This window comes from Anaerobutyricum hallii, from assembly GCF_900209925.1.
Taxonomy (GTDB): Bacteria; Bacillota; Clostridia; order Lachnospirales; family Lachnospiraceae; genus Anaerobutyricum; species Anaerobutyricum soehngenii.
In genome coordinates this window covers 759,152-779,850 of record NZ_LT907978.1, presented here as the reverse complement: position 1 = coordinate 779,850, position 20,699 = coordinate 759,152, and the positions used below count along the sequence as shown (strand labels likewise).

18 protein-coding genes are annotated in these 20,699 nt (G+C 38.3%); 3 read left to right on the top strand and 15 right to left on the bottom strand.

The window, feature by feature from the left end:
* The 5 genes from EHLA_RS03545 to EHLA_RS03520 all read right to left on the bottom strand — a co-directional run bounded on the left by EHLA_RS03545 (position 1) and on the right by EHLA_RS03520 (position 7,387).
* Complete coding sequence (locus EHLA_RS03545) at positions 1-783, bottom strand: ABC transporter ATP-binding protein (RefSeq protein WP_096239336.1); 783 nt, start codon at positions 781-783, stop codon at positions 1-3.
* 30 nt (positions 784-813) lie between these two features.
* Entirely contained in the window at positions 814-2,658 is a 1,845-nt protein-coding gene (locus EHLA_RS03540; protein WP_096239335.1) for an efflux RND transporter periplasmic adaptor subunit, read from the bottom strand.
* A gap of 560 nt (positions 2,659-3,218) precedes the next feature.
* Positions 3,219-3,512 (bottom strand): leucine-rich repeat protein, encoded by a 294-nt coding sequence (locus tag EHLA_RS16200; RefSeq protein WP_157908543.1) that lies wholly within the window; start codon positions 3,510-3,512, stop codon positions 3,219-3,221.
* 740 nt (positions 3,513-4,252) lie between these two features.
* Positions 4,253-5,773 (bottom strand): 4Fe-4S dicluster domain-containing protein, encoded by a 1,521-nt coding sequence (locus EHLA_RS03525; RefSeq protein WP_021908208.1) that lies wholly within the window; start codon positions 5,771-5,773, stop codon positions 4,253-4,255.
* A gap of 318 nt (positions 5,774-6,091) precedes the next feature.
* A complete protein-coding gene (locus tag EHLA_RS03520; protein ID WP_096239332.1) occupies positions 6,092-7,387 on the bottom strand; it encodes an aminotransferase in 1,296 nt (431 codons plus the stop codon).
* A 347-nt stretch (positions 7,388-7,734) separates the two neighbouring features.
* Between EHLA_RS03520 and EHLA_RS03515 the strand changes: the two genes are divergently transcribed.
* Entirely contained in the window at positions 7,735-7,989 is a 255-nt protein-coding gene (locus EHLA_RS03515) for a chorion class high-cysteine HCB protein 13 (protein WP_096239331.1), read from the top strand.
* A gap of 114 nt (positions 7,990-8,103) precedes the next feature.
* Here EHLA_RS03515 and EHLA_RS16400 read toward each other — a convergent pair whose 3' ends face one another.
* Complete coding sequence (locus EHLA_RS16400) at positions 8,104-8,247, bottom strand: hypothetical protein (RefSeq protein WP_167513814.1); 144 nt, start codon at positions 8,245-8,247, stop codon at positions 8,104-8,106.
* 321 nt (positions 8,248-8,568) lie between these two features.
* Between EHLA_RS16400 and EHLA_RS03510 the strand changes: the two genes are divergently transcribed.
* On the top strand, positions 8,569-9,129 hold the full coding sequence (locus EHLA_RS03510; RefSeq protein WP_096239330.1) for a hypothetical protein: 561 nt from the start codon (positions 8,569-8,571) through the stop codon (positions 9,127-9,129).
* A gap of 639 nt (positions 9,130-9,768) precedes the next feature.
* Here the strand turns inward: EHLA_RS03510 and EHLA_RS03505 are convergent.
* From EHLA_RS03505 to EHLA_RS03485, 5 genes are read right to left on the bottom strand one after another with little or no spacing between them, the layout of a single operon-like run.
* Positions 9,769-10,215, bottom strand: coding sequence for a hypothetical protein (locus EHLA_RS03505; protein WP_021908213.1), 447 nt, complete (start codon positions 10,213-10,215; stop codon positions 9,769-9,771).
* Complete coding sequence (locus tag EHLA_RS03500; protein WP_096239329.1) at positions 10,206-11,471, bottom strand: hypothetical protein; 1,266 nt, start codon at positions 11,469-11,471, stop codon at positions 10,206-10,208. The genes EHLA_RS03505 and EHLA_RS03500 overlap by 10 nt, the downstream gene beginning before the upstream one ends.
* Before the next feature lie 30 nt (positions 11,472-11,501).
* Positions 11,502-12,182, bottom strand: coding sequence for a hypothetical protein (locus tag EHLA_RS03495; RefSeq protein WP_096239328.1), 681 nt, complete (start codon positions 12,180-12,182; stop codon positions 11,502-11,504).
* A gap of 12 nt (positions 12,183-12,194) precedes the next feature.
* Positions 12,195-13,415, bottom strand: coding sequence for a serine/threonine protein kinase (locus tag EHLA_RS03490; protein WP_096239327.1), 1,221 nt, complete (start codon positions 13,413-13,415; stop codon positions 12,195-12,197).
* 1 nt (position 13,416) lies between these two features.
* On the bottom strand, positions 13,417-14,349 hold the full coding sequence (locus EHLA_RS03485) for a PP2C family protein-serine/threonine phosphatase (protein ID WP_096239326.1): 933 nt from the start codon (positions 14,347-14,349) through the stop codon (positions 13,417-13,419).
* 252 nt (positions 14,350-14,601) lie between these two features.
* On the opposite strand from EHLA_RS03485, the gene EHLA_RS03475 reads away from it, so the two are divergent.
* Positions 14,602-15,333 (top strand): protein kinase domain-containing protein, encoded by a 732-nt coding sequence (locus EHLA_RS03475; protein ID WP_096239324.1) that lies wholly within the window; start codon positions 14,602-14,604, stop codon positions 15,331-15,333.
* Here the strand turns inward: EHLA_RS03475 and EHLA_RS03470 are convergent.
* The 4 genes from EHLA_RS03470 to EHLA_RS03455 form a co-directional block, all read right to left on the bottom strand.
* A complete protein-coding gene (locus EHLA_RS03470) occupies positions 15,304-16,581 on the bottom strand; it encodes a penicillin-binding transpeptidase domain-containing protein (RefSeq protein ID WP_157908542.1) in 1,278 nt (425 codons plus the stop codon). The genes EHLA_RS03475 and EHLA_RS03470 overlap by 30 nt on opposite strands.
* Positions 16,517-18,106, bottom strand: a complete 1,590-nt coding sequence (locus EHLA_RS03465; protein ID WP_096239322.1) for an FtsW/RodA/SpoVE family cell cycle protein — start codon at positions 18,104-18,106, stop codon at positions 16,517-16,519. The genes EHLA_RS03470 and EHLA_RS03465 overlap by 65 nt, the downstream gene beginning before the upstream one ends.
* Complete coding sequence (locus tag EHLA_RS03460) at positions 18,099-19,013, bottom strand: FHA domain-containing protein (RefSeq protein ID WP_096239321.1); 915 nt, start codon at positions 19,011-19,013, stop codon at positions 18,099-18,101. The genes EHLA_RS03465 and EHLA_RS03460 overlap by 8 nt, the downstream gene beginning before the upstream one ends.
* A 96-nt stretch (positions 19,014-19,109) precedes the next feature.
* Positions 19,110-20,681, bottom strand: coding sequence for a hypothetical protein (locus EHLA_RS03455; protein WP_096239320.1), 1,572 nt, complete (start codon positions 20,679-20,681; stop codon positions 19,110-19,112).
* Positions 20,682-20,699: the final 18 nt, after the last annotated feature.

The following is a 20,699-nucleotide window of genomic DNA, read 5'->3' as shown; positions in this document are numbered from 1 at the left end:
TCAGATCTCTCCTTCCCATGCATTCACTCCGAAATCTTTTTCTAATTCTGATGAAACACTTTCTGCTGCCTCACTCTGCACTTCGGACTGTTGTTTTTCTTTCTCTTTTCTTTCTTTATCTTCTACAATCTCTCCATCAAAAATATGAAGTACTTTTTTCGCATGATTGGCAATATTCGCATCATGCGTAATCATAATAATCGTAACACCTTCTTCATTTAACTGCTGAAACAGATTCATTACCTGAATACCGGAACGGCTGTCTAAAGCTCCGGTAGGCTCATCAGCAAGAATAATCTTAGGATTATTCACAAGTGCTCTGGCTATCGCCACACGCTGCTGCTGTCCACCAGAAAGCTGACTTGGACGGAAATGTACTCTATCCGCCAGTCCAACTCTTTTCAATGCCTGAAAAGCAATCTCTTTTCTTTTCTTCACCGGTATTCCTGCATAACTTAAAGGAAGTGCTACGTTATCAAGAGCGGTCTGCTTCGGAAGAAGATTAAAACTCTGGAATACGAATCCCAAAGTGTTTAATCGAAGATCCGAGAGACGATTTTCATTATAATCTACAATAGACTCCCCTTCTAAAAGAAATTCTCCCTTCGTCGGCCGATCCAGACACCCTATGATATTCATCAACGTTGTCTTTCCTGATCCGGAAGGGCCCATGATTGCCACATATTCTCCCTCATCAATAGAGATATTCACATCTTTAAGAACTGGTATGACAATCTTATCCTGCAAATAATTTTTATAAATATGTTTTAGTTCTAAAAGCATATGCTGTATGTCCTTTCTGATTAAGAATCTCTATTCTCCAAAGTCTGCAACATCACTGTCACTTGTTCCATCATCAACAGCATCTGAACTGTCACTTCCTGTATCGAAACTATCATCCCCTGCATCTGTGCCGTCATCTATACTTTCATCATAACCACTGTCATACGTATCTTCTCCATAATCAGAAGTATCTTCTTCATAGGAATCATAATCATCTGCTCCAAATGTTTCGGCATCATCGCTTGTCTGTTCTTCTCCATAGTCAGAAGTACTATCTTCCGGAGCAACTCTTGTAACCCGCATACCTTCTTTTAATGTACTGTCATCACATGCAATATAATCTGTTGTCTTGAGTCCACTCTTCACTTCGTACTCATCAAGATTCTCATCATACTCACCAACTGTAATCTCCTGAAGCTTCAGCTTATTATGAGAATCCAGCCATACATAATACCTACCGTTACTCTTCTTAATATAGGCAGCCGGCAGCCACATACCGTCCTTCTTCTCATCCTGGCCGTTATCTTGTTCAACAAGAACATGCTGTCCCATCATTAAGCCATTATCATCATCGAGCTTCACATAGAAATTATATTTCGATGCAGTCTCTCCTGTACTGCCATCTGAAGAATCATCATAAGCCATCTCATCGCTGCTCTCGGTAGAATCATCTGCAGTAGCATCTGTCTTGATACTGCTGATCGTTCCTTTCCAGGTCTGGGAATCATCTACTCTTGAACGTACAATAACCGGATCCCCTTCATTCAGGCTGTTAACATTCGTTTCACTGACCTTTCCTTTAATACGGTAGTTACCTACTGCAAGAATTGTCATATATGTAGAATCATCTGAACTTCCATCTCCGGAATCTGAACCATCATCTGAACTGTCATCACCTGAGGAAGAACTGCTTTCCAGAGAACTGTTTATCGTCTTTACAAGACCATTCATCTTACTCTTTACTGTAGCATCTTTAATATTCTTCTCTAATGTCTTGATCGTCTCTTTATTCGTCTTGATCGTATACTGATCTTTCTTAATCGTAGTCTGTGCTGTTAAAATCTGCGTCTGAAGCTGAATCTTCTCCGTAGCACTCGCAGACTTCAAATCAGACTGATAGGAACTGATATCTTTTGTCAACTGATTAATCTCATTCTGTAAAGTCTCTTGTTCCAGCTCTTTCTTTTCTTTTGAAAGCTTTAATTCCTGAGTATTATATTTAAACAGCTTATCTCCCTTTTTCACCTGATCGCCAACATTCACATAACGCTTCTCTACAGACATATCCGACTGTAAATTAATCTTCCATGAACTCTCTGCATCAACCGTTCCTGTATAACGATTATTCGCCCCGGCAGCCGTTCCAAGTCCTGTAATCTCACGAACAGATTCTACATACGCCTTTCCTTCGCTTGTACCACCCATATTCCGAATAACAAAAAAAACAACAGCTATCACTATGACTGCTGCCGTACCACAGATGAGCGCCAGCTTCTTCTTAGAAAACTTCTTCTTTTCCGGCTCCTGCAGAATAATCGCATCCTCATCACTGAGAAAACCTTCTTCATCATGATGTTCCTCTGCTAATTCTTCTGTCTGATTTTCTTCTTCCAGTGTATCTTCTTTCTTCCGATGCCAAAATCTTCTCTTCCTTTTTTCTGGCTTCTCATCTTCCTGTAACTCATCTAATTCTTTATCATATTCTTCTTCTGAAAAATCACTGTCCTCATCGATATATCCCATATCATCTTCATACAGATTAATATCTTTCTTCTTCCTCTTGTGGAAAAATCCTTTTTTCTCTTCTTTATCATTCACAGATGAATCCACGTTCAGCTCATCCATAAACTCCTGCCCATTCTTCTTCCGAAACATACTTACCTCCTTAATACTCTTATGTGCTCTCGGAATCTTTTTGTACTTAATCTGTGAGAAGATTTTTATTAGACGTACCCAAGTTTTTGAGGCATACACAGTGCGTTCATTGATAAAATATGGGTGCAACCAACAAAAAATCAATCACAAAGGTATATACATACAGTGAAGACTCCAACAGTACATTCTTTATAAAAAGCCTATCAAAGCTTTAAAATAGTCGCTTGAAACTTTTTTATATAATATCACAATTACTCTGAAAAATCATCAAACATTATCATAAATTAAAAGAATGTTCACATTTTTATTATACATAACAAAAACATTCCCTGGCTACTTAATAATTATTAAGAATGGATTTTAAGGTATAGCCTTTAGTATAGAAAAAAGGAAAACGATATACCCCATCTGCTCTATCCTTGCTGTGTTTAAAATACTCACCTGCATTTTAACACTCTTTGAAGGAGCATCCTGGATATATCGTTTTCCTTTGTACTCTAAATCCTGCAAATCAACAGGAATGCCGGGGCATTCTTACACTTTCCACTGATTTGTAGCATTTATTTAATTTTCACACCTTTTCCAATTCCTTTTGTTTTTAAGAACTTCTGATATGCTTTCTTCTGTTTCTTTGGTACTTTAATCGTTGCTTTTGCATGAATTCCTTTAAATGCTTTCGCACCTATGGATTTCTTTGTAAGATACGTTGTCTTAATCGTAATACTCTTAAGATTCTTGCATCCACTGAATGCCTGTTTTCCAATGCTTCTTACACTTGCCGGGATGACAATCTTTGTTAACTTCTTGTTGTTGGCAAATGCTTTAGCTGCAATGGATGTTACCTGATACTTCACTCCATTTACAGTAATCGTTGATGGAACCGTTGCTTTCTTCGCTTTTTTATTTGCTTTATTATATTCAACTGTCTTATTACCATTTACTTTATATACTGCTTTGGATTTCTTATCTGTTACTTTAGCAGGCTGTGTTGGTTGCTGTGGTTGTGGTGTTGTATTTCCAGTACTTGGCTTATCATTTCCAGAAAGCTGTTTTCCTGTTGCCGGGATTACCTTCTGTGCTACTAATACCGTATTACATGCAGAACAGTGTTCTCCTTCTGTCTTACCCGGTGTTGTTTCTGTTGGCGCAACTGCCGGATCAACTACAACTGTATCCTTTCCATTTAATTTTCCTCTTTTCTTTTTAATATTTATCGTTATCGTATTTTATTGCAAAATACGTTATTTTTCATACTTAAACAGCGGTTTTTTATGACAATAGTGCCAGTTTTTATTAACTTTTTCAACAAACTTTTGGCAAATTAACGAAAACAGACCTGGGTTCTGTTTGTTGGTAGTTCGTGAAACTTGTTGGAAGATTTTTGGGAGGGAATAGAAAGGACAGGCAAAGGAGAATTTCCATTTTTGCCAACTGTGGATTTAGAACAGTCAGAAAAAAGAAAAAATACCATATCCCAGATGCGGCTTCGGAGCGTGTATAAGATGCGGACAAGCATCTTATACACAGCGACTACAGAGCAGGTGGGATATGGTATTTTTTCTTTTTTCGTCTACACGAAATCTACTAATCAGGTTTAATCTACTAATTTATCTAATTCTTTTACATATTCTGTTTCAGTAGCTACTTTATGATTTGCTTTTGTAGCATAAATCTTTACAGCTCCCTGAGACTTCTTAATTGGCTGCATTGTTCCAGCTCCGGCTACACAACCACCTGGACATGCCATACCTTCTAACAGATAGCCATTATATTTGCCTTTGGATGCCATCATCATAAGCTTACGACATTCCTCTAAACCTTCTGCGTTAGCTACCTTGATTTCTTTATCTGGATATTCTTTCTTGATTACATCAACTACAGCCTGTGCTACTCCACCAGATACGGCAAAGTTTCTTCCGTCTGCGGATACATCGTTAACACCGTCTACGTCTTCATGCATTGCTTCAAGATCTAAGTCTTTTGCTGCGAAAATTCCACTCATTTCCTCGAAGGTAAGTACGAAGTCTACTTCACTTCGAACGGTTCTTCTCATCGCTTCAAGCTTCTTCGCTGCACAAGGTCCAATAAATACGACTTTGGCATCTGGTGTGTGATTTTTAATTAATCTTGCTGTTAATGTCATTGGTGTTAATGCCATGGATACACAGTTTGCATACTCTGGGAAGAGCTTCTTAGCCATTACGGACCATGCCGGACAACAAGATGTTGCCATAAATGGAAGTTCTTCCGGTACTTCTTTTAAGAAGTCTTCTGCTTCCTGTTTCGCACATAAGTCCGCTCCGATCGCTACCTCAAGTACATCGGCAAATCCGAGTTCTTTCATGGCTGCACGAAGCTTTTCCGGTGTTACCTTTGGTCCAAACTGTCCTACGAATGCAGGTGCTACTGCAGCATATACCTTTTCACCGGACTGGATTGCCTTGATTACCTGATAAATCTGGGACTTATCAGAAATTGCACCAAATGGACAGTTTACAAGGCACATTCCGCAGGATACACATTTATCATAATCAATCGTTGCTTTTCCGTTCTCATCAGATGTGATAGCATTCATACCACATGCTTTTGCACATGGGCGTTCCTGAACAATAATCGCATTATAGGAACATACAGTAGCACAACGTCCACATTTGATACAGGCATCCTGATCAATGATGGACTTACCGGTTACGCGATCAAGAGAGATTGCCTTCTTTGGACATACTTCCATACAAGGATGTGCCAGACATCCCTGACATCCATCTGTTACATGTACTTTCTTTTCCTCACATGCATTACATGCGAACTTAATTACGTTAATAAGTGGTGGAGTATAGTAGCCTTCTGGCTTATCTGCCTCCATAATTCCATCAGATACCGGTGCTGGTTCTGCTGCTCCTCTGTATGGCAGACCCATTGCCATTCGGAGTCGTTCTCCTACGATTGCCCTTTCAAGAAAAACGTCATTTCTGAAATTACCGGTTTCACCAGGTATGATTTTATAAGGCAGCGCCTCAATCTTTTTATCAACAGGTCCCTCTTCATAAGCCATTTTAGCTACTTCAGTAAATACAGCATGTCTGATTTCCTGAATTCTTGTTTCTACTCCTCTCATAGATACCTCCCTAGTTTGTTAAAGTCATAATTACCCTTAAATTTATTGTGTTAACTATATCACAAACAATAGCTTATGAGAATATATGTATCCAATTTTGTACAACTTTTTTGCTATGTTTTTCATTTTGTACAAAAATCTACCCTTTTTTTAATGACAAAAAGAGAGAGGAAACTCCCAGTTTTGATGTTAACTGGTGAATTTTCTCTCTTTTTAATATATCTGTTATTATTTTATCATAATCGTTCTGCTAAAATAAACCACAATTCAAAAGCAGACTGAAAACTGGATACCTGACATCCTTGAATTCATCCGACATTACATCTCTGCAAGAAGCTTCTCTACCGTTACAAGCTTTGTACATGTTACAAATAATGCTGTCGCGATTGATAACTCTTCTGTAGAAGGTAAGGTAGGAGCGATTCGGATATTAGAATCTTCCGGATCATTACCATATGGATATGCTGCACCCGCACCTGTAAGTACAAGACCTGCCTCTTTACATTTAGCTACGATTGCCTTGGCACATCCCTTCTGGGCATTAAAGGAAATGAAGTATCCGCCAACCGGTTTGCTCCAGGATGCGATTTCTAACTCACCAAGTTTTTTTTCTAATGTCTCTAATACTGCCTCAAACTTTGGACGAATGATCTCGGCATGTTTCTTCATATATTCTTTCATTCCGTTAATATCTTTAAAATATCTTACATGACGTAACTGATTAATCTTATCTGGTCCGATTGTCTGCCATTGTAATTTGGCTTTGGTATCAGCGACATTCGCTTCAGAAGAGGCCATTGCTGCCACACCTGCTCCCGGGAAGGTAATCTTTGATGTTGAGCAGAATTCATATACCATATCCGGATTGCCAGCCTTCTCACATTCTTCTAAAATATTTAAAATATGTGGCTGCTCACTTTCCGGTCTGTCATACAGATAATGAATACCATATGCATTATCCCAGAAAATACGGAAATCCTTTGCGGCTGGTTTTAAATTCGCAAATCTTTTTACTGTCTCATCAGAATAAACAACGCCACCTGGATTAGAGAACATTGGCACACACCAGATTCCCTTCACAGAAGGATCATTATTCACATAATCCTCAACGACATCCATATCCGGACCATCTTCTGTCATAGGTACATTGATCATCTCAATACCAAACTGCTCTGTCACACCGAAATGTCTGTCATATCCTGGTACCGGACATAAAAACTTTACTTTATCAAGCTGTGACCAAGGAGTACTTCCCATAATTCCAAAAAGTTCTGCACGAGCCACACAGTCATACATAATATTAAGACTGGAGTTACCAAGTACGATCATCTGAGAAGGTTTCGCTCCTACCATTCCTGCCATAAGTTCTTTTGCTTCCGGAATACCGTCTAACACGCCATAATTTCTTACATCCGTTCCATTCTCTGCATTAAGAACAGTCTCTCCGTTTAAAACATCCATCATCGGCATAGATAAATCAAGCTGTTCTTTTCCTGGTTTACCTCTTGAAATATCCAGCTTCAGACCTTTCGCTTTTTCTGCATCATATTCTGCCTGTAATTCTTCCTGTAATGCCAGTAATTCTTCTTTGCTTAATTCTCTGTATGGTTTCACTTCTTTACCTCCCAAAATTTATCTAGTGTAAACACTAATATATTTCCAAAGCAACTAAAAACAAAGTTTTAACCGCTTTTCTTTACTTCTTTTTTATACCAGTGGTAATTGTATGCTATTTTTGAATAAAAAACAAGCCATTTTTTCATTTTTTTCAAAAAAAACAAGAAAAACATTTTTTAATTCCATTTTTTATGAAATATTTACATACCAATCCTTCTGTTTTTTCGCTTTTCCTAAAAATTCTCCTGTATTTTTTCTGTTTACGGAAATTTTTCCAACTTGAAAGCAACATTCTTTTTATCATGCATACTATAAACTGTAATCAAAAAACAGGGGGAAATCCCATGAGTGATTTAGCTGCTACAAACTGCCAGAATTCCTGTTCTTCCGGATGTGGATGTAACTGTGGTAACGATGGTGGTTTTAATAACTGCTTCTGGCTTCTTTTAATCCTTTTATGCTGTAATAACGGCAACGACTGTGGATGCGGATGTGGTAATGATAATTTAATCTGGCTCATTCTCATTCTCTGCTGCTGTGGCAATGGCTGTGGTATCGGTACTTTCGGCAACGGCTGTGGATGTGGCTGCGGCTGCTGATTCTTTACTAATTTACTAAACTGTAACTAACAGAAAAGGCATTGTACCTGCACTGTTTTTGCTGGTATAATGCCTTTTTTATTTCTTATTTCTTATCTTTCTCTATTACTTATTTTATCGCTGATTCTTCCGGTATTCTGCATCATTCTTTAATTTTTCTTCACTCTTTTTTCTTGCCTCCCGCTCTCGTTTTTTCTTAAGACATTCCGGATCTATCTCATAAATCGTATTATCTTCTACAATAAGATTTTCATTCATAATCCTATCTCTCCCCTCATAAAATGAAATAATTACAGATAAATCTACCTGCATATTAATGATGTCACGAATTACTCCGTAGCTAACGCTACTCCCGTAATTCTGAAACATTCGAAATCCGCTGATTTACTACGTAAATCGCTACTTTCTCATATTTCGCGGGTCCCAAAGTCAAACACCTTATCGTGCAAGCACGAACGGTGTTTTGACCTTTTGACCCTGACATCATTATATTATATGAAAATGTTTCAGGTAGTTTTCCTATATATTCTCAAAATCTTTCTATCTGAATCTTTCTATTCGAATTCAAAGGAGGTTTCCATGCAAAATTTAAATGATTCCCCATCCCCACTCTCCCGTCTTATTAACGATGATAATCTTACTATTTTAGAAAATATCATTCCTCACTGTAATGCCAATCTTGGAAAATTTTTAGCTCTCTGTCTCAAAATATCTGAAATGCAGAAAATCATGGAAGGATTTGATGACAGCGAACGACTAAGCGCATGCGGCTTTGAAAATAACGCTCAGGATATTGCATCTATACTTCGTTCTGTCCGTAATTCCGTCTCCGAAGAAAAAGCCCATCAAATTGATAACATCCTGCAAATTCTGAACTTTTCAAGATTCTATGAAAAATATAATCAAATACTCTCTGAACATCCTGAGCTTGTGCAATCATCCGCACCTGCCACATCAGCAGCAGATACGTCACCCTCTACAGAGCAAAATCCATTCTCCGATCCTTCTCTGTTCTTCCTCTTAAATTCACTTATGAATGGTTCTGAAGGCAAACAGAATGAAAAATTAAAACAGCTCATGACACTCGCACAAAATAGCGAAGGAAAAGATATCAACGAATTACTTTCACTCTTCCGATAACGCCAATACTGATTTGTGGATTTGGTATAGACGAAAAAAGAAAAACTACCATATCCCATCTGCTCTGTAGTCGCTGTGTTTAAAATGCTCATCCGCATCTTAAACACGCTCCCAAGCCGCATCTGAGATATGGTAGTTTTTCTTTTTTCTGACTACTCTAAATCCACAGTTGACAAAAATGGAAATTCTCCAGAAAGTTATGACTCTCCATGGAATTAAATTCTAAAGGATTGACATTCAAGACATTCAAATTGTTGTATATGACTAAATTGTATTTAATCTTCTGACAAAAAACAATGGGATTCCCCAGAATATTATGACATTCCGGGAAATTAATTTTTAAAGGACTGACATTCAAATTGTTGGATGTTGCTGAATTGTATTAAGATTTCTTTACCATAGTTTCCTCGCAATTCAGCAAGAAGTTCTATTATATCGGCTGTCTAACCTCATCCTACAACTTAGTTAAAAAACAAGTGGATTGCCCAACTGTAGATTTAGAATAGACAGAAAAAAGGAAAAATAATACATCCAAGATGCGGCTTCGGAGCGTGTTTAAGATGCGGATGAGCATCTTAAATACAGCGACTACAGAGCAGATGGGATGTATTATTTTTCCTTTTTTCGTCTATACGAAATCTACAAATCAGGATTTGTTATTAACGATATTTTTTCAAAATGCTTCAGCATTTTCTTTTTTTCTGTCTCATTCATCTTTATCGTTTCTTTCCCAAGATAGGTATCTATCTTTATTTCGAATTCGTTTCTTCGTCTTTTTAGCAGACCCTTTCTTCCCTGTTCTTTTTCTTCGGGTTCACTTAATATCGTGCCACTTCCCACATGTCTGCCTTCTCCTGTATAAAAGTGAAGTACACTTCCTACGGGGAGTTCCCCTTTCACGAGGGTTCCCTGGATTCGAAGGGTTGCTGTTCTGCTGTTTTGCTCTAGTGTTGCATCATAATAAAAAAGAAATGTGGCTTTTTCATGAATTTCCATGACTGCTTTCTTCCATGGTTCCATGTTTTCTTCGTCACGATATCGTTCCATGGTCTGTTGATGAAACTGTTTTAACTTATTTAGCAGCATCTTTGGGTATCCTCCACAACATCTTTTAGTTTCTGACAGGCTTCACAGTAAATGTTATCGACCATTCTCAATTTTAGTTCTACGCCTTCTTCCCTGACTTTCTTAAGCTTTATAAGAGCGATCTGAAAGAGCTGATCGTTTTTTATTCTGCCATCCATAAGGATATACAGGTAAAACTGTTGTTTTTCTCCCTTATTTTTCAGCAGTAGTTCTTCTTTCTTTTCCTGTAGGAGATCTGTCCCGATAATTAAGGCTTCTCCTGCAGAGTATTCTCGTATTACTTGAGGAAACTGACATCGGAAATCTTTATGATATCGTTGAAACTTCTTTACTTGTACTGCCCCATTTCCAAAGACAAATGCCTGCTGGCAGCTATGTCCTAAAAGGGTGTTCTCTAATTCTAGCTCATCTTGTAAAAGATAAAGCATTTTGCTTATTTTTTTGGAATTGTCTAATTCTGTTCTTAAAATAACAAAAAGAGCAAACTGTTCTTCTTCGCCTTCATTTTCCTTTTTAGTATGGAATTTCTCTGTTTTTTCCTGCTTTTTCTGCTCGGACTTTTCATCTAAGCTTTCTTTCGTCATTCTGGCAAATTCTTCTTCTATCTGTATGGAGTCTTCTAATAACTGCTGCAGCTTCTCATAACTGCAGATTTCTCTTCTTTCAAAAATCTGTTTCCATTCTTCAGAAAGAATGTTATAGAAAAGTTCTGAATAATCTGCTTCTGTTTTTAGTGGCGGAACTTTAACATTTCCCCTTGCACTTGCTACAAGAATCTTGTAGATCAGACGATTATCTGCTATCTGCTGCAGCTTCTCATCAAATAAAACGGCATCGCCAAATATTCTTTCATCTTCCGGATACCATTCATAATCCTGCTCAAATGTAAGAAGCTGAAACTTTTCCGGATGTAGGAGTACGACCCCATACTGACTGTTATTCATATCGACATATAAGTCCTGCAAATCAATAATTCCGGGATAAATATGACATTCGGATAACTGTCTTAAAATGTGTAATACCTGCATGGCTATCTTCTTTAAAATCAGTGAGTCAACATGATAATGATCCATCTGCTTTCTTGCAAATAAAGACTTTACCGGGATTGCGGAAGAAGGAAGCATTGCGATCTGCTCCTCAAAAATGATTTCCGGAATTCTTTTTAATTCCCGAATGACCGGATGTCCTTTTTCAAATAATTGCTCTTTACTTCCGCTCCCCATTGGGACAGTTTCCATACGTTCCATTTCTTCCATGTCTCTCACCTCACTTTCTTATAAATGATGTTATGCACCAATCGATACACCTTTCATCAGATCTTTTAACGGCTTTACAATATTGTCCAAAAACTCTGTACTCATTGGCTTAAGTAATTTATCAATTTTAATAAACATTGGGGAGGCTTCTTCGTCTAATTCCCCATCCGGCTTTACAAAACAAAAATGAAAATCTTCCTCACTCATTTCATCTGTCGAAAAAAAGATTACCTGACCGACCGGATACTGAATATATTCTTCATAATCATTACTTCCATAGGCATCTGTAAAAACCAACACTGCTTTATTTCTTCCTGTTACCGGGAATTTACGTAAAGAACTTCCGATCGCTTTATGGACAGATTCCTTTCCATCATTACCGCCTCCGTAAAGCTTTATTCCCTTTAACTTTTTTAAAAAAACTGAAATATCCGAAGTGAAAGCATCTCTTCCTTCAAATAAAACCGTCTCTGTCTCTTCTCCGTTTTCTTCATTTCTTATTAAAGTAAGTCCAATCTGCGGATAGACTTCATACTTTGATAAACATTCTAAAAAATGGGCGGCCGAATAATATACTGCCGGAAATACGGTGTACATAGATGCTGTTGCATCTACTACAAAATCTAAATATAATGTAAATGCCTGTTCTTTTTCTTTTTTAAAATTCTGCTGTAAATTTAAAGGAATTTCTGGATTCCAGTTCTCGTTCATATGACATATCTCCTATCTTTTAATCTGCAAAATTTCAATATTTGTTCCTGCGTAGGTAAATACATCCCCTGCACAGACTTCTCCTTCTCTTTGCTGCTTTATAATATGGCAGTCTTCATGTAAAAGAATGACTTTAATCTTATCATCCATTCGATAAAAGGATAAGATATGTCCACTCATTCTTCCATTCTGGCTTCGTTCCTGCTTTGTTCCAAATTCAATCGGTATAAAACGATAATTTTTCATATAGGGACTATATTTCACATCGCCGATCCGATAAGAAAAACGGATTGTTTTCTCTTCTTGTGACTGCGTCAGAAGTTCTGGAAGTTCCGGAAGCTTTCTTACAGATGTCAGGTATGCTGTCATATCCTGAATCACTTCTTTAATGCTTCCATAACGTTCTTCTTCTCTCGCGATCATTTTCGCAATAATCCTGCTTAACCGCTCATCAATTCCCGGCATCTCTTTTAACTGATACGCATAATCATCGCCTATCATATAATTCTTTATTTCTTCACTTCCGTAGAAATGGTGTTTACCTGTATAAATAAAATAAAGAACAAGACCAGCAGAATAAATATCCATCTCCGGGTGGCAAATGTAACTGTTCCAATATCTTGGATCTGCGTACCCCGGGGTTCCTTTCTGTTCTCTCCGAAGCATCACTGTTACGTTGGATGCGTGTAAATGTACCCAGTCAAAGTCAATGATCTTTACTATCGTCCCATCAGGAGAAGCCAGTACATTCTCCGGTTTTAAATCTCTGTGAACGATCGGATCTTGCTGATACATAGACATATAGTGATCAATACCGTACAAGAACTTCATTGCGATACGATTCCTTACTCTCATCTTTTCATTCCAGGTATCTCCGGCGATTCCCTTTCCGCGCATCAGCTCGGACAGATCACTTTCTTCAATGTATTCTACTAATGTGATAAAACGTTTATTTTTCTCATCAAGCATCCCTCCGTAAATCCGAATAATATACGGAGAATACAGTTGTACTTTACTTTCTTTTTCTACGTAAACCTGCTCTAGATCATTACAAAACAACACCTTTACAAAGTATTTCTTCTCTGTTCGGATATCTTCCGCTATCATTGCCTGCTTACTTCCGGTACGGTGACATTCTTTTAACATTTTTAAAGATACGACCATATTTTCACCGGACCTCTCTCTGTCACGAATCCAGGTAAAAACTTCGCCCTCTTCAAAATAACAATTCATATTACCGCCCTCCTATAAAACGGTTCCCTAATAATTTCTCTTTTAACGATATCGGTTTCTTTTTCTCGGAAAGCTTTGTATAACAGCAATTCTCCTCTTTAGGAACTGCCTGTCTTATATCTGTTTTGGGAAATTCTATTTCCATTTCGACTTCTTTTTTCTTTTTTTCTTTTTCCTTCTTCAAGTAAAAGATTGCCGTCTGATTATCTTCTTCTCCCGCTTCCCTTGCCTTTTCAAAAATCCGTCCGATCACCTTTTGTGGACGTTCACAGTTGCAAAGTACAGATTGAATTTCTTCTAATGTAAGGTCTCCGAATGCTCCATCTGACCCCATTAATATCCCATCAGCTTCTTCAGCCTGAAACACAGAACAATACGGGATACATTCCTTTCGCTTACCAAGATAATCAAGAAGGCGATTCTTATTCTGATAATACAATACCGATCCTGGTGCTGTCTTTCCTTCTCTGACCATCTTCTCTGCTACATTCTGTATCTCACTGACTAATGTAATTTTACCATCTTTAATACGGTACACCGGACTGTCTCCACAGTTTGATACGATAACCGTATCCCAGAAATGGATGACAGAGGATAACGTAGTTCCACCTTTCATTCCGGCATCTAAACCATTCTTATATAACCTCTGATTCAACTTACTATATATTTCTTCCGAAAATTCCTGCAAAATCTCAATCTGTCTGTCTAAAGGATTCCCTCGAAATCTTTCACTCATCATCGTCGCAAGCAGTTCCTGATACCACATATTAACCGCTGCTTCTGAATAATATTTTCCCCCGGAAAGTCCACCCATTCCATCAGCAACTACCATAGCTCTTACTGCTGCTTCCGCATTCATGCGAAACTCCATCTGGCAATAGCTGTCCTCATTGGATGAGCGTCGGTTTATTTCACTTGCAAAAAAGAAAGCCACCGTACTTCCTCCCCTCTCTATTTGAAAATTTCTTTTCTTTATGATACACTGAATCACATAAAAAATCTATGTACTCTCGGAATCTTTTTGTGCTTGATTTTGTGAGAAGTTTTTTTGTCAATTGTGCCCAAATTTTTGAGGCGTACGCGGTGCGTACGTTGATAAAATTCGGGTGCAACTGGCGGAAAAGCAGCCACAAAAGCAAGTGCAAGAAAGACTCCGAGAGTACATATCTACCAAAGGAGGTTTTCCATGTTTCCCGAATCTTTTTCTGAGCTTACATTTTATCAGAAGAAAAAAGATATTTTAATATATACGGCTGCAGATTCTAAACATCAATACATATTAAAATGCAGTGAAAATATTCCTTCTGTCCGCCAGGCCCTGCTTGATGAATATGAAGGATTATCTCCTCTGTCCCACCCGTCTCTTCCACATTATTATGGATTTCAGGAAGACTTCACTTTACCAGGAACGAGCGTTCCTCTTCTTGCTCTTTGTATGGAACACTGCGAAGGTACTTTACTCCCTGAACTTGTGCCATCTTTATCTTTAAAAGATCTGTTACGGATTCTATTTTCCACCGGAGAAGTGCTTGCTTATCTTCTGGAAAACGGCATTCTTTATACCGATCTTCATCCGTCAAACCTTCTCATAAGAACAACGGATCAGTATAGGATGGTCACTCTTCTGGATTTTACTTACTGTTATTATTTTCTGAATAACCCAAATCCACCATATACGCTCCGCTTTTCCTATAATCTTTCTCCTGATCTCAAAGGACAGCAGATGTTGATTCAGGAGCTTACGTTCTTTCTCCATGCTCTTCTTGAACAAAAAGAACAAGCAACAGGAAATCAAAAGAATTCTATTCAGAAATCCCTTCCTTTTTCTGTATATATGCTGCTTGAAACGGGCAATCATCCACCAGAAACGCTGTCCCTTCATGAGTTTTTACTCATGATCAAACAGTGTATCATATAAATCTTCTACTACCGGCGCAAGTGTCTTTCCGATTTCTGTTGTCTTTAAACGGTTCGCTACGATAATATACTGTGGATCATCTGCCGGAGCAAATGTGACAAGCCACGCGTTATTGGTCCCGTCGCCTCTCTCGGCAGTTCCGGTCTTTGCAGCAATCGAGTATCCCTGTTCTCCTACTTCAGAAAGCCCATAGGATTCTCCCGCTTCCTTCATCACTTCTTTGATTTCTTCTGCTGTATCTGCATCCATTGTTTTTACCAGCTTTTCCGTCTTTCCTTCCTGCGTTATCTTTCCCTTGCTATTGACTACAGATTTAAAAAGATATGGTTTTAACATTTCTCCATCGTTTGCAATACTTTGTGTGATCATCGCCATTTGCAATGGGGTAACTAATGTTTCTCCCTGTCCAAATGCTGTTGTTGCAACAATATTATCCTCGTAATCTTTTAAATCAAAATTCGAATGTAGTGTTGCAAAATCAAGAGAAATATCTTCCCCTAATAAAAAGCTTCTTCCTGTTTTATATAATCGCAGTCCACCAAGCTTTAATGCGCGGTTCATAAAGTATACATTCGATGACTTCACGAAACCTTCCCGATAAGCAATACTTCCATAAGCCTTTCCCCCATAATTCCTTATCGTCTGTCCATTCACTTTAAGAGAACCGGTATCTTCTACTTCTTCTTTCTCAATTCCTGCTTCTATGATTTCTTTGGAAGTAATCAGCTTAAATACCGAACCAGGTGCTACCGGATTCTGGTAGGCATTGGAAAAAAACACTCCTTCTTTTTCATTGATTTCTTTCCATTTCTCTTCGATTTCTGTCACATTAAAGGTTGGAGAAGAAGCCAGTGCCAGAAGTTCCCCTGTCTTTGCATTCATCACGACAACGGAACCTTTATACTTTTTGATATCTTTATATGCTTGTTCCTGAAGCGCTGCGTCAATGGTAAGTGTGACATCCGCCCCTCTTTTTTCCTGATCTCTATTACCACAATCACTGTGAACAAGCACATCATTCATAGTCTTTTCTACGCCATATGTCCCATAAATCTTAGACCAGTAGCCGACCAGATTCGAAAACGCATATGGATGAGAATACGTACGTGTACCTCCCGGCTTCTGAGAAAATGCGATCGTATTTCCATTCCGGTCTAAAATAGACCCTCTGACATACTCTTTTTCATACACCTTTGCCTTCGCCTGACTCTTCTTTTTGTCCGCTTCTTCGGACACGCCCGGCAGCAACGCGGAAACTCTTACGAGGGAAATGATCATTAAGATGACGCAGATAAGTGTGGCACTTTGCAGTAACTGCGTTCTCCTTAAAAAATTTATCTTGTTCTTCTTCATCTTCTAGCGTTCCTTTCCATTTGACATTACTTGATACAGCTACGATCAATCCCACGATCATAAAACTGATCATCAGAGAACTTCCGCCACTTGAAATAAATGGCAATGTAATTCCGGTAAGTGGACAAAGACCGGTACTTCCGGCAATAATGATCAATGTCTGATCAAAAAGCATGAAGACAAAACCAGCTCCCACCGCCCTGTGATAGCGGTCCTGCTTTCTTACAAACAGCTGAACACCTTCAAGCCACATCATAATAAATACAATAAATACAAGCAAAGCAAACACCATGCCGCATCGCTGAATCAGTGCCGGATACACAAGATCGCTTGTCTTAACCGGAAGTTCTGTAACAGAAGATGTTCCAAACCATCCACCAAGAACGATCGATTCTTTTGCCTTAAGAAGCTGATAGCCAAGTCCTAATGCATCTTTTTCAGGGTGAAGCCAGTAAATAAAACGATTTGCAATCTTGTTATAATTTGAAAGAAAAATCTGTGCAATCTTATTCGTTCCAAGAAATACTCCCGCAGCTTTCCACTTTGTCAACTGCATTCCAATAACCGAAAGCCCTAAAGATCCTGCTGCCATAACAAGCACTGTTCCGATAAAACACCGTATATTCGGTATAAATAAAAATATAAACGTCAAAAATAACATGAGAATCAAGAGCATCGTACCAAACTCGCTCTGTAATGCCAGAAATAATACTTCTATGAACGTCACGATATAAAATGCTCTGATATTTTCTTTATCTGGATTCTCCTTTGTTCCAAGTAGTCCCGCTGCAATAAATACATACAAAAACTTGATAAATTCTGTTGTCTGCAGCGACACTCCTCCGATTGTAATCCAGTTCCTTACGTTTCCTACACTCTTTGCAAGAACAAGTGTAATCACTGATAAAAACAATGAAAAATAAAAGAATATCCTGCAAACCTTTACAGACGATAAATTTAACTTCTTCAGAGCCTTTGTTGAGGACAGATTCTTACAATTCAGATAAAGGAATGCCGCTACAAGCGCCATTACAAATCCAAGAATATATTGAAACTGCAAAGCGGCAGCCGGATTATGTGTCTCATAATACTGTGGATTCTTTAAAACCTGTTCTTCCCTGAAAATACATTGAAGCATCGTTCCTACGGTAAGAAGCAATAAAGTGTAAATGACAATCTTTTTATTTCCATGGATCACCGATGTAAAAAACCAGGATAATAAAGTAATTCCAAGCAGAATTCCTATCATATCAAGATAAATCTTTCCTGCTCCTTTTGCCTGCACAAAAATGAATGCTGCTGCCTGCATTAGCAAAAGAGCGAGGACCGGACTATTCTTAAAAGAATAAAAGGCTCTTTGTATCTCCCACAGAACTCTCTCAAACGAAAATGACTTCGTTCCGGTATCATGTCTACTCATAAATACCCTCCACGTTTTTATATAATCTGGTAGACTGGCTTCTTCTGCCTTCTACTTCGATCTGAAATTCTTCATTACCAATATAGACACGAACACCATCTGATAAAGGAACCTGACTTGTCATCATCCCATTCACATATAACTTATTCATTGTTCCTACATCTTCCAAAACGTATCTTCCATCTTTTTCCACGATACGGCAATGATTTCTTGCCACACACAAATCATCAAGAACCAGGTCATTATTGGTACTCCTTCCGATTGTAAATGGAATCTGATTTACGCGGTATCTTGCCATCACCCGATGATTCGCATCAAGCTTCATCAATGTGATTCCCGTTGTCTGACGCTTCTTCATCGGAACGATCTTACTACTTTGTTCCTCTGCTTTATCACCGGCAGACCTATACTGTTCCGCTCTGGTCTGTTCCTGACGCTGTTTCTCTTTCTCTTCATAATCATATAACCAGTCTGTATTCACACGAAGGCTCTCTCCATCATATCCCGGACGGTCTTCTCCTGGCTGTTCTTCTATATTGTCATAGAAAGACCAGTCTTCCTGCTGTTCTTCTGCATTATCATAGAATGTCCTATCTTCTGCTTGTTCCTCTGTATCCTCATAGATTGGCATATCTTCTAACTGCTCACCTGTATTCTCGTAAATCAGATTTTCTTTCCGTTTCTCCTGTTTTTGTATTTTCTTTTGTTTCTTCTCTTTTTGTACTTCTAACTTCTTCTCCTCACGCTTTTGCTTGATTTCCTCCTTCTTCTCCTGTCTCAGTGCCCACTCATCTACGAAACTCTCCCCCTCTTCGGAAGCTTTCTTAAGATTCTTATTCGAACGAATCAACACTAATACAATAAATGCAATTAAAATGACAACCCCTATCTGAGAAATAATAGACATAAATATAGCTCCTGCCTTTCGTTATTTGTAACAATCACTTTCAACAGGAGCATACCATAAATAGTATCTTTATTCAAATATTTGCTTTCCGAACTTTTACTGACGCTGTCTTACTTTTGCAACGGCTTCTACCATAGTAGCAAGATTACCTTCTAAAAGTACTTCATCATGCCCAATCATCTTTGTGAGTACTGTCAGGAATTCTTCTCCTTCGAGAGAATGTTTTTCAAACTCCTGTCTGATTTCTTCTACATTACGCTTTCCATTCTCTTTCTGATAACACTTTCCAGTCCACACTGAATACAATGTCGCTGCGTAAAAATACATATCATTACGCAAAAAGTCTTTTGTAAACCGGCTTGGTCTTCTCACGTAACAGTAATCCTCAAACTTTTCCATATCAAGGGCATCCGGCACATAATTCTTCTCAATAGAAAGCGCCGGTATTTCCTGAAATTCTGCCTGTTTCCAGTCAGGAATTCCTGTTTCCATATATTCTAAGGCACTTTTCTTAAAAGAAACATTCTTTTTATTTCGATTCATATCATCAAAAAGTAACTTATCTTCCATAGCAAAACGGCAATATCCGTTCTTTTCATAACCAAACTCTTTGTTCTTTTCATTCTGTAAAAGCTGCTTTCCAATACAGAAAGAGAACCACCACTTCTGTGAAACCGGGAGTTCATAAACGGAATTATATTTACGGCATAAATCTTCCTCGATTTCATAGCCCTTTTGACGAAGTCTCTCTGCAGCCGATTCAATCATGATCCATATTTCCTGGCTGTTTGCAACAGAATTCGACTTATATCGGGCAATCATCTCAATAATGACCTCTGCCGGAGTGATACCAAGCGGTTCCATCTGCGCCTTTGCAAGAAGTTTTTCAATAGATTCATACGTTGGCTGCAGGGCAATACAGAAACGAAGAAGCCACTCTCTTGTGACAACAGCCTTTCCTGCTCTTATCTTTGAAAACTGCGCTTCACAGTGCAGACATCCAATATCTCTTAAAAACCAGGCCGCCTTATCATAATATCCATATTCTTCCTCAATCACTTCCTCAAGACACTGTCCAAACTTTCTTGCTCCATCACGAAATTCATCTTTATAAATCCGTATCAGTTCATAAAATTCTTCTAACGTCCCTGCTTCAGAAAGCATTACCCACAAGTCCATCGTCGCAAGACTTCTGCTGTCCTGCTGTACATTTTCTTCTAAGATATCCTCAATCTTCTCTCTGACAGTTTCAAAAGAATCTATCGAAAAAAGTCCGTTGATCAATGCAATCCACAGTGCATCATCTATATTTTTACAGTACAGTCCATATCCCATATAATTTTCCAAAAGAATATGATTAATTTCTTCCAGATTCATCTGAAATGCCATTCCAAGTGTAACATAAATATCTCTGGAAGATGGCATGGAACCCCGAAGCCAGGCTCCGATTGCCTGTCTGGTTACTGGAACATACGTAACGGTTCCTTCCTTTTTCTTTTCCACTCGATGAAACACCTTTTTGGCCAGCGAGGTATTACTATAGTCAAAAGCATCCATTTTTTCCTCTAAAAATCTGGAAAACGGAATCTTATTCTTCTGTCCTTCAGCCAGCCGTTCTTCTATTGCATTCATAAAAGATTCTATTGTATCGTCTGCTAATCTTTCCATAATTCCCTCATTCTTATC

What these genes read in the sequence shown, in the direction of transcription:
- EHLA_RS03515 (WP_096239331.1), top strand. Translation starts at nt 7,735, where the DNA reads ATGAGTGATTTAGCTGCTACAAACTGCCAGAATTCCTGTTCTTCCGGA.
- EHLA_RS03465 (WP_096239322.1), bottom strand. Translation starts at nt 18,106, where the DNA reads ATGAGTAGACATGATACCGGAACGAAGTCATTTTCGTTTGAGAGAGTT.
- EHLA_RS03510 (WP_096239330.1), top strand. Translation starts at nt 8,569, where the DNA reads ATGCAAAATTTAAATGATTCCCCATCCCCACTCTCCCGTCTTATTAAC.
- EHLA_RS03505 (WP_021908213.1), bottom strand. Translation starts at nt 10,215, where the DNA reads ATGCTGCTAAATAAGTTAAAACAGTTTCATCAACAGACCATGGAACGA.
- EHLA_RS16400 (WP_167513814.1), bottom strand. Translation starts at nt 8,247, where the DNA reads ATGAATGAAAATCTTATTGTAGAAGATAATACGATTTATGAGATAGAT.
- EHLA_RS03455 (WP_096239320.1), bottom strand. Translation starts at nt 20,681, where the DNA reads ATGGAAAGATTAGCAGACGATACAATAGAATCTTTTATGAATGCAATA.
- EHLA_RS03460 (WP_096239321.1), bottom strand. Translation starts at nt 19,013, where the DNA reads ATGTCTATTATTTCTCAGATAGGGGTTGTCATTTTAATTGCATTTATT.
- EHLA_RS03545 (WP_096239336.1), bottom strand. Translation starts at nt 783, where the DNA reads ATGCTTTTAGAACTAAAACATATTTATAAAAATTATTTGCAGGATAAG.
- EHLA_RS03540 (WP_096239335.1), bottom strand. Translation starts at nt 2,658, where the DNA reads ATGTTTCGGAAGAAGAATGGGCAGGAGTTTATGGATGAGCTGAACGTG.
- EHLA_RS03500 (WP_096239329.1), bottom strand. Translation starts at nt 11,471, where the DNA reads ATGGAAGAAATGGAACGTATGGAAACTGTCCCAATGGGGAGCGGAAGT.
- EHLA_RS03525 (WP_021908208.1), bottom strand. Translation starts at nt 5,773, where the DNA reads ATGAGAGGAGTAGAAACAAGAATTCAGGAAATCAGACATGCTGTATTT.
- EHLA_RS03490 (WP_096239327.1), bottom strand. Translation starts at nt 13,415, where the DNA reads ATGAATTGTTATTTTGAAGAGGGCGAAGTTTTTACCTGGATTCGTGAC.
- EHLA_RS03475 (WP_096239324.1), top strand. Translation starts at nt 14,602, where the DNA reads ATGTTTCCCGAATCTTTTTCTGAGCTTACATTTTATCAGAAGAAAAAA.
- EHLA_RS03495 (WP_096239328.1), bottom strand. Translation starts at nt 12,182, where the DNA reads ATGAACGAGAACTGGAATCCAGAAATTCCTTTAAATTTACAGCAGAAT.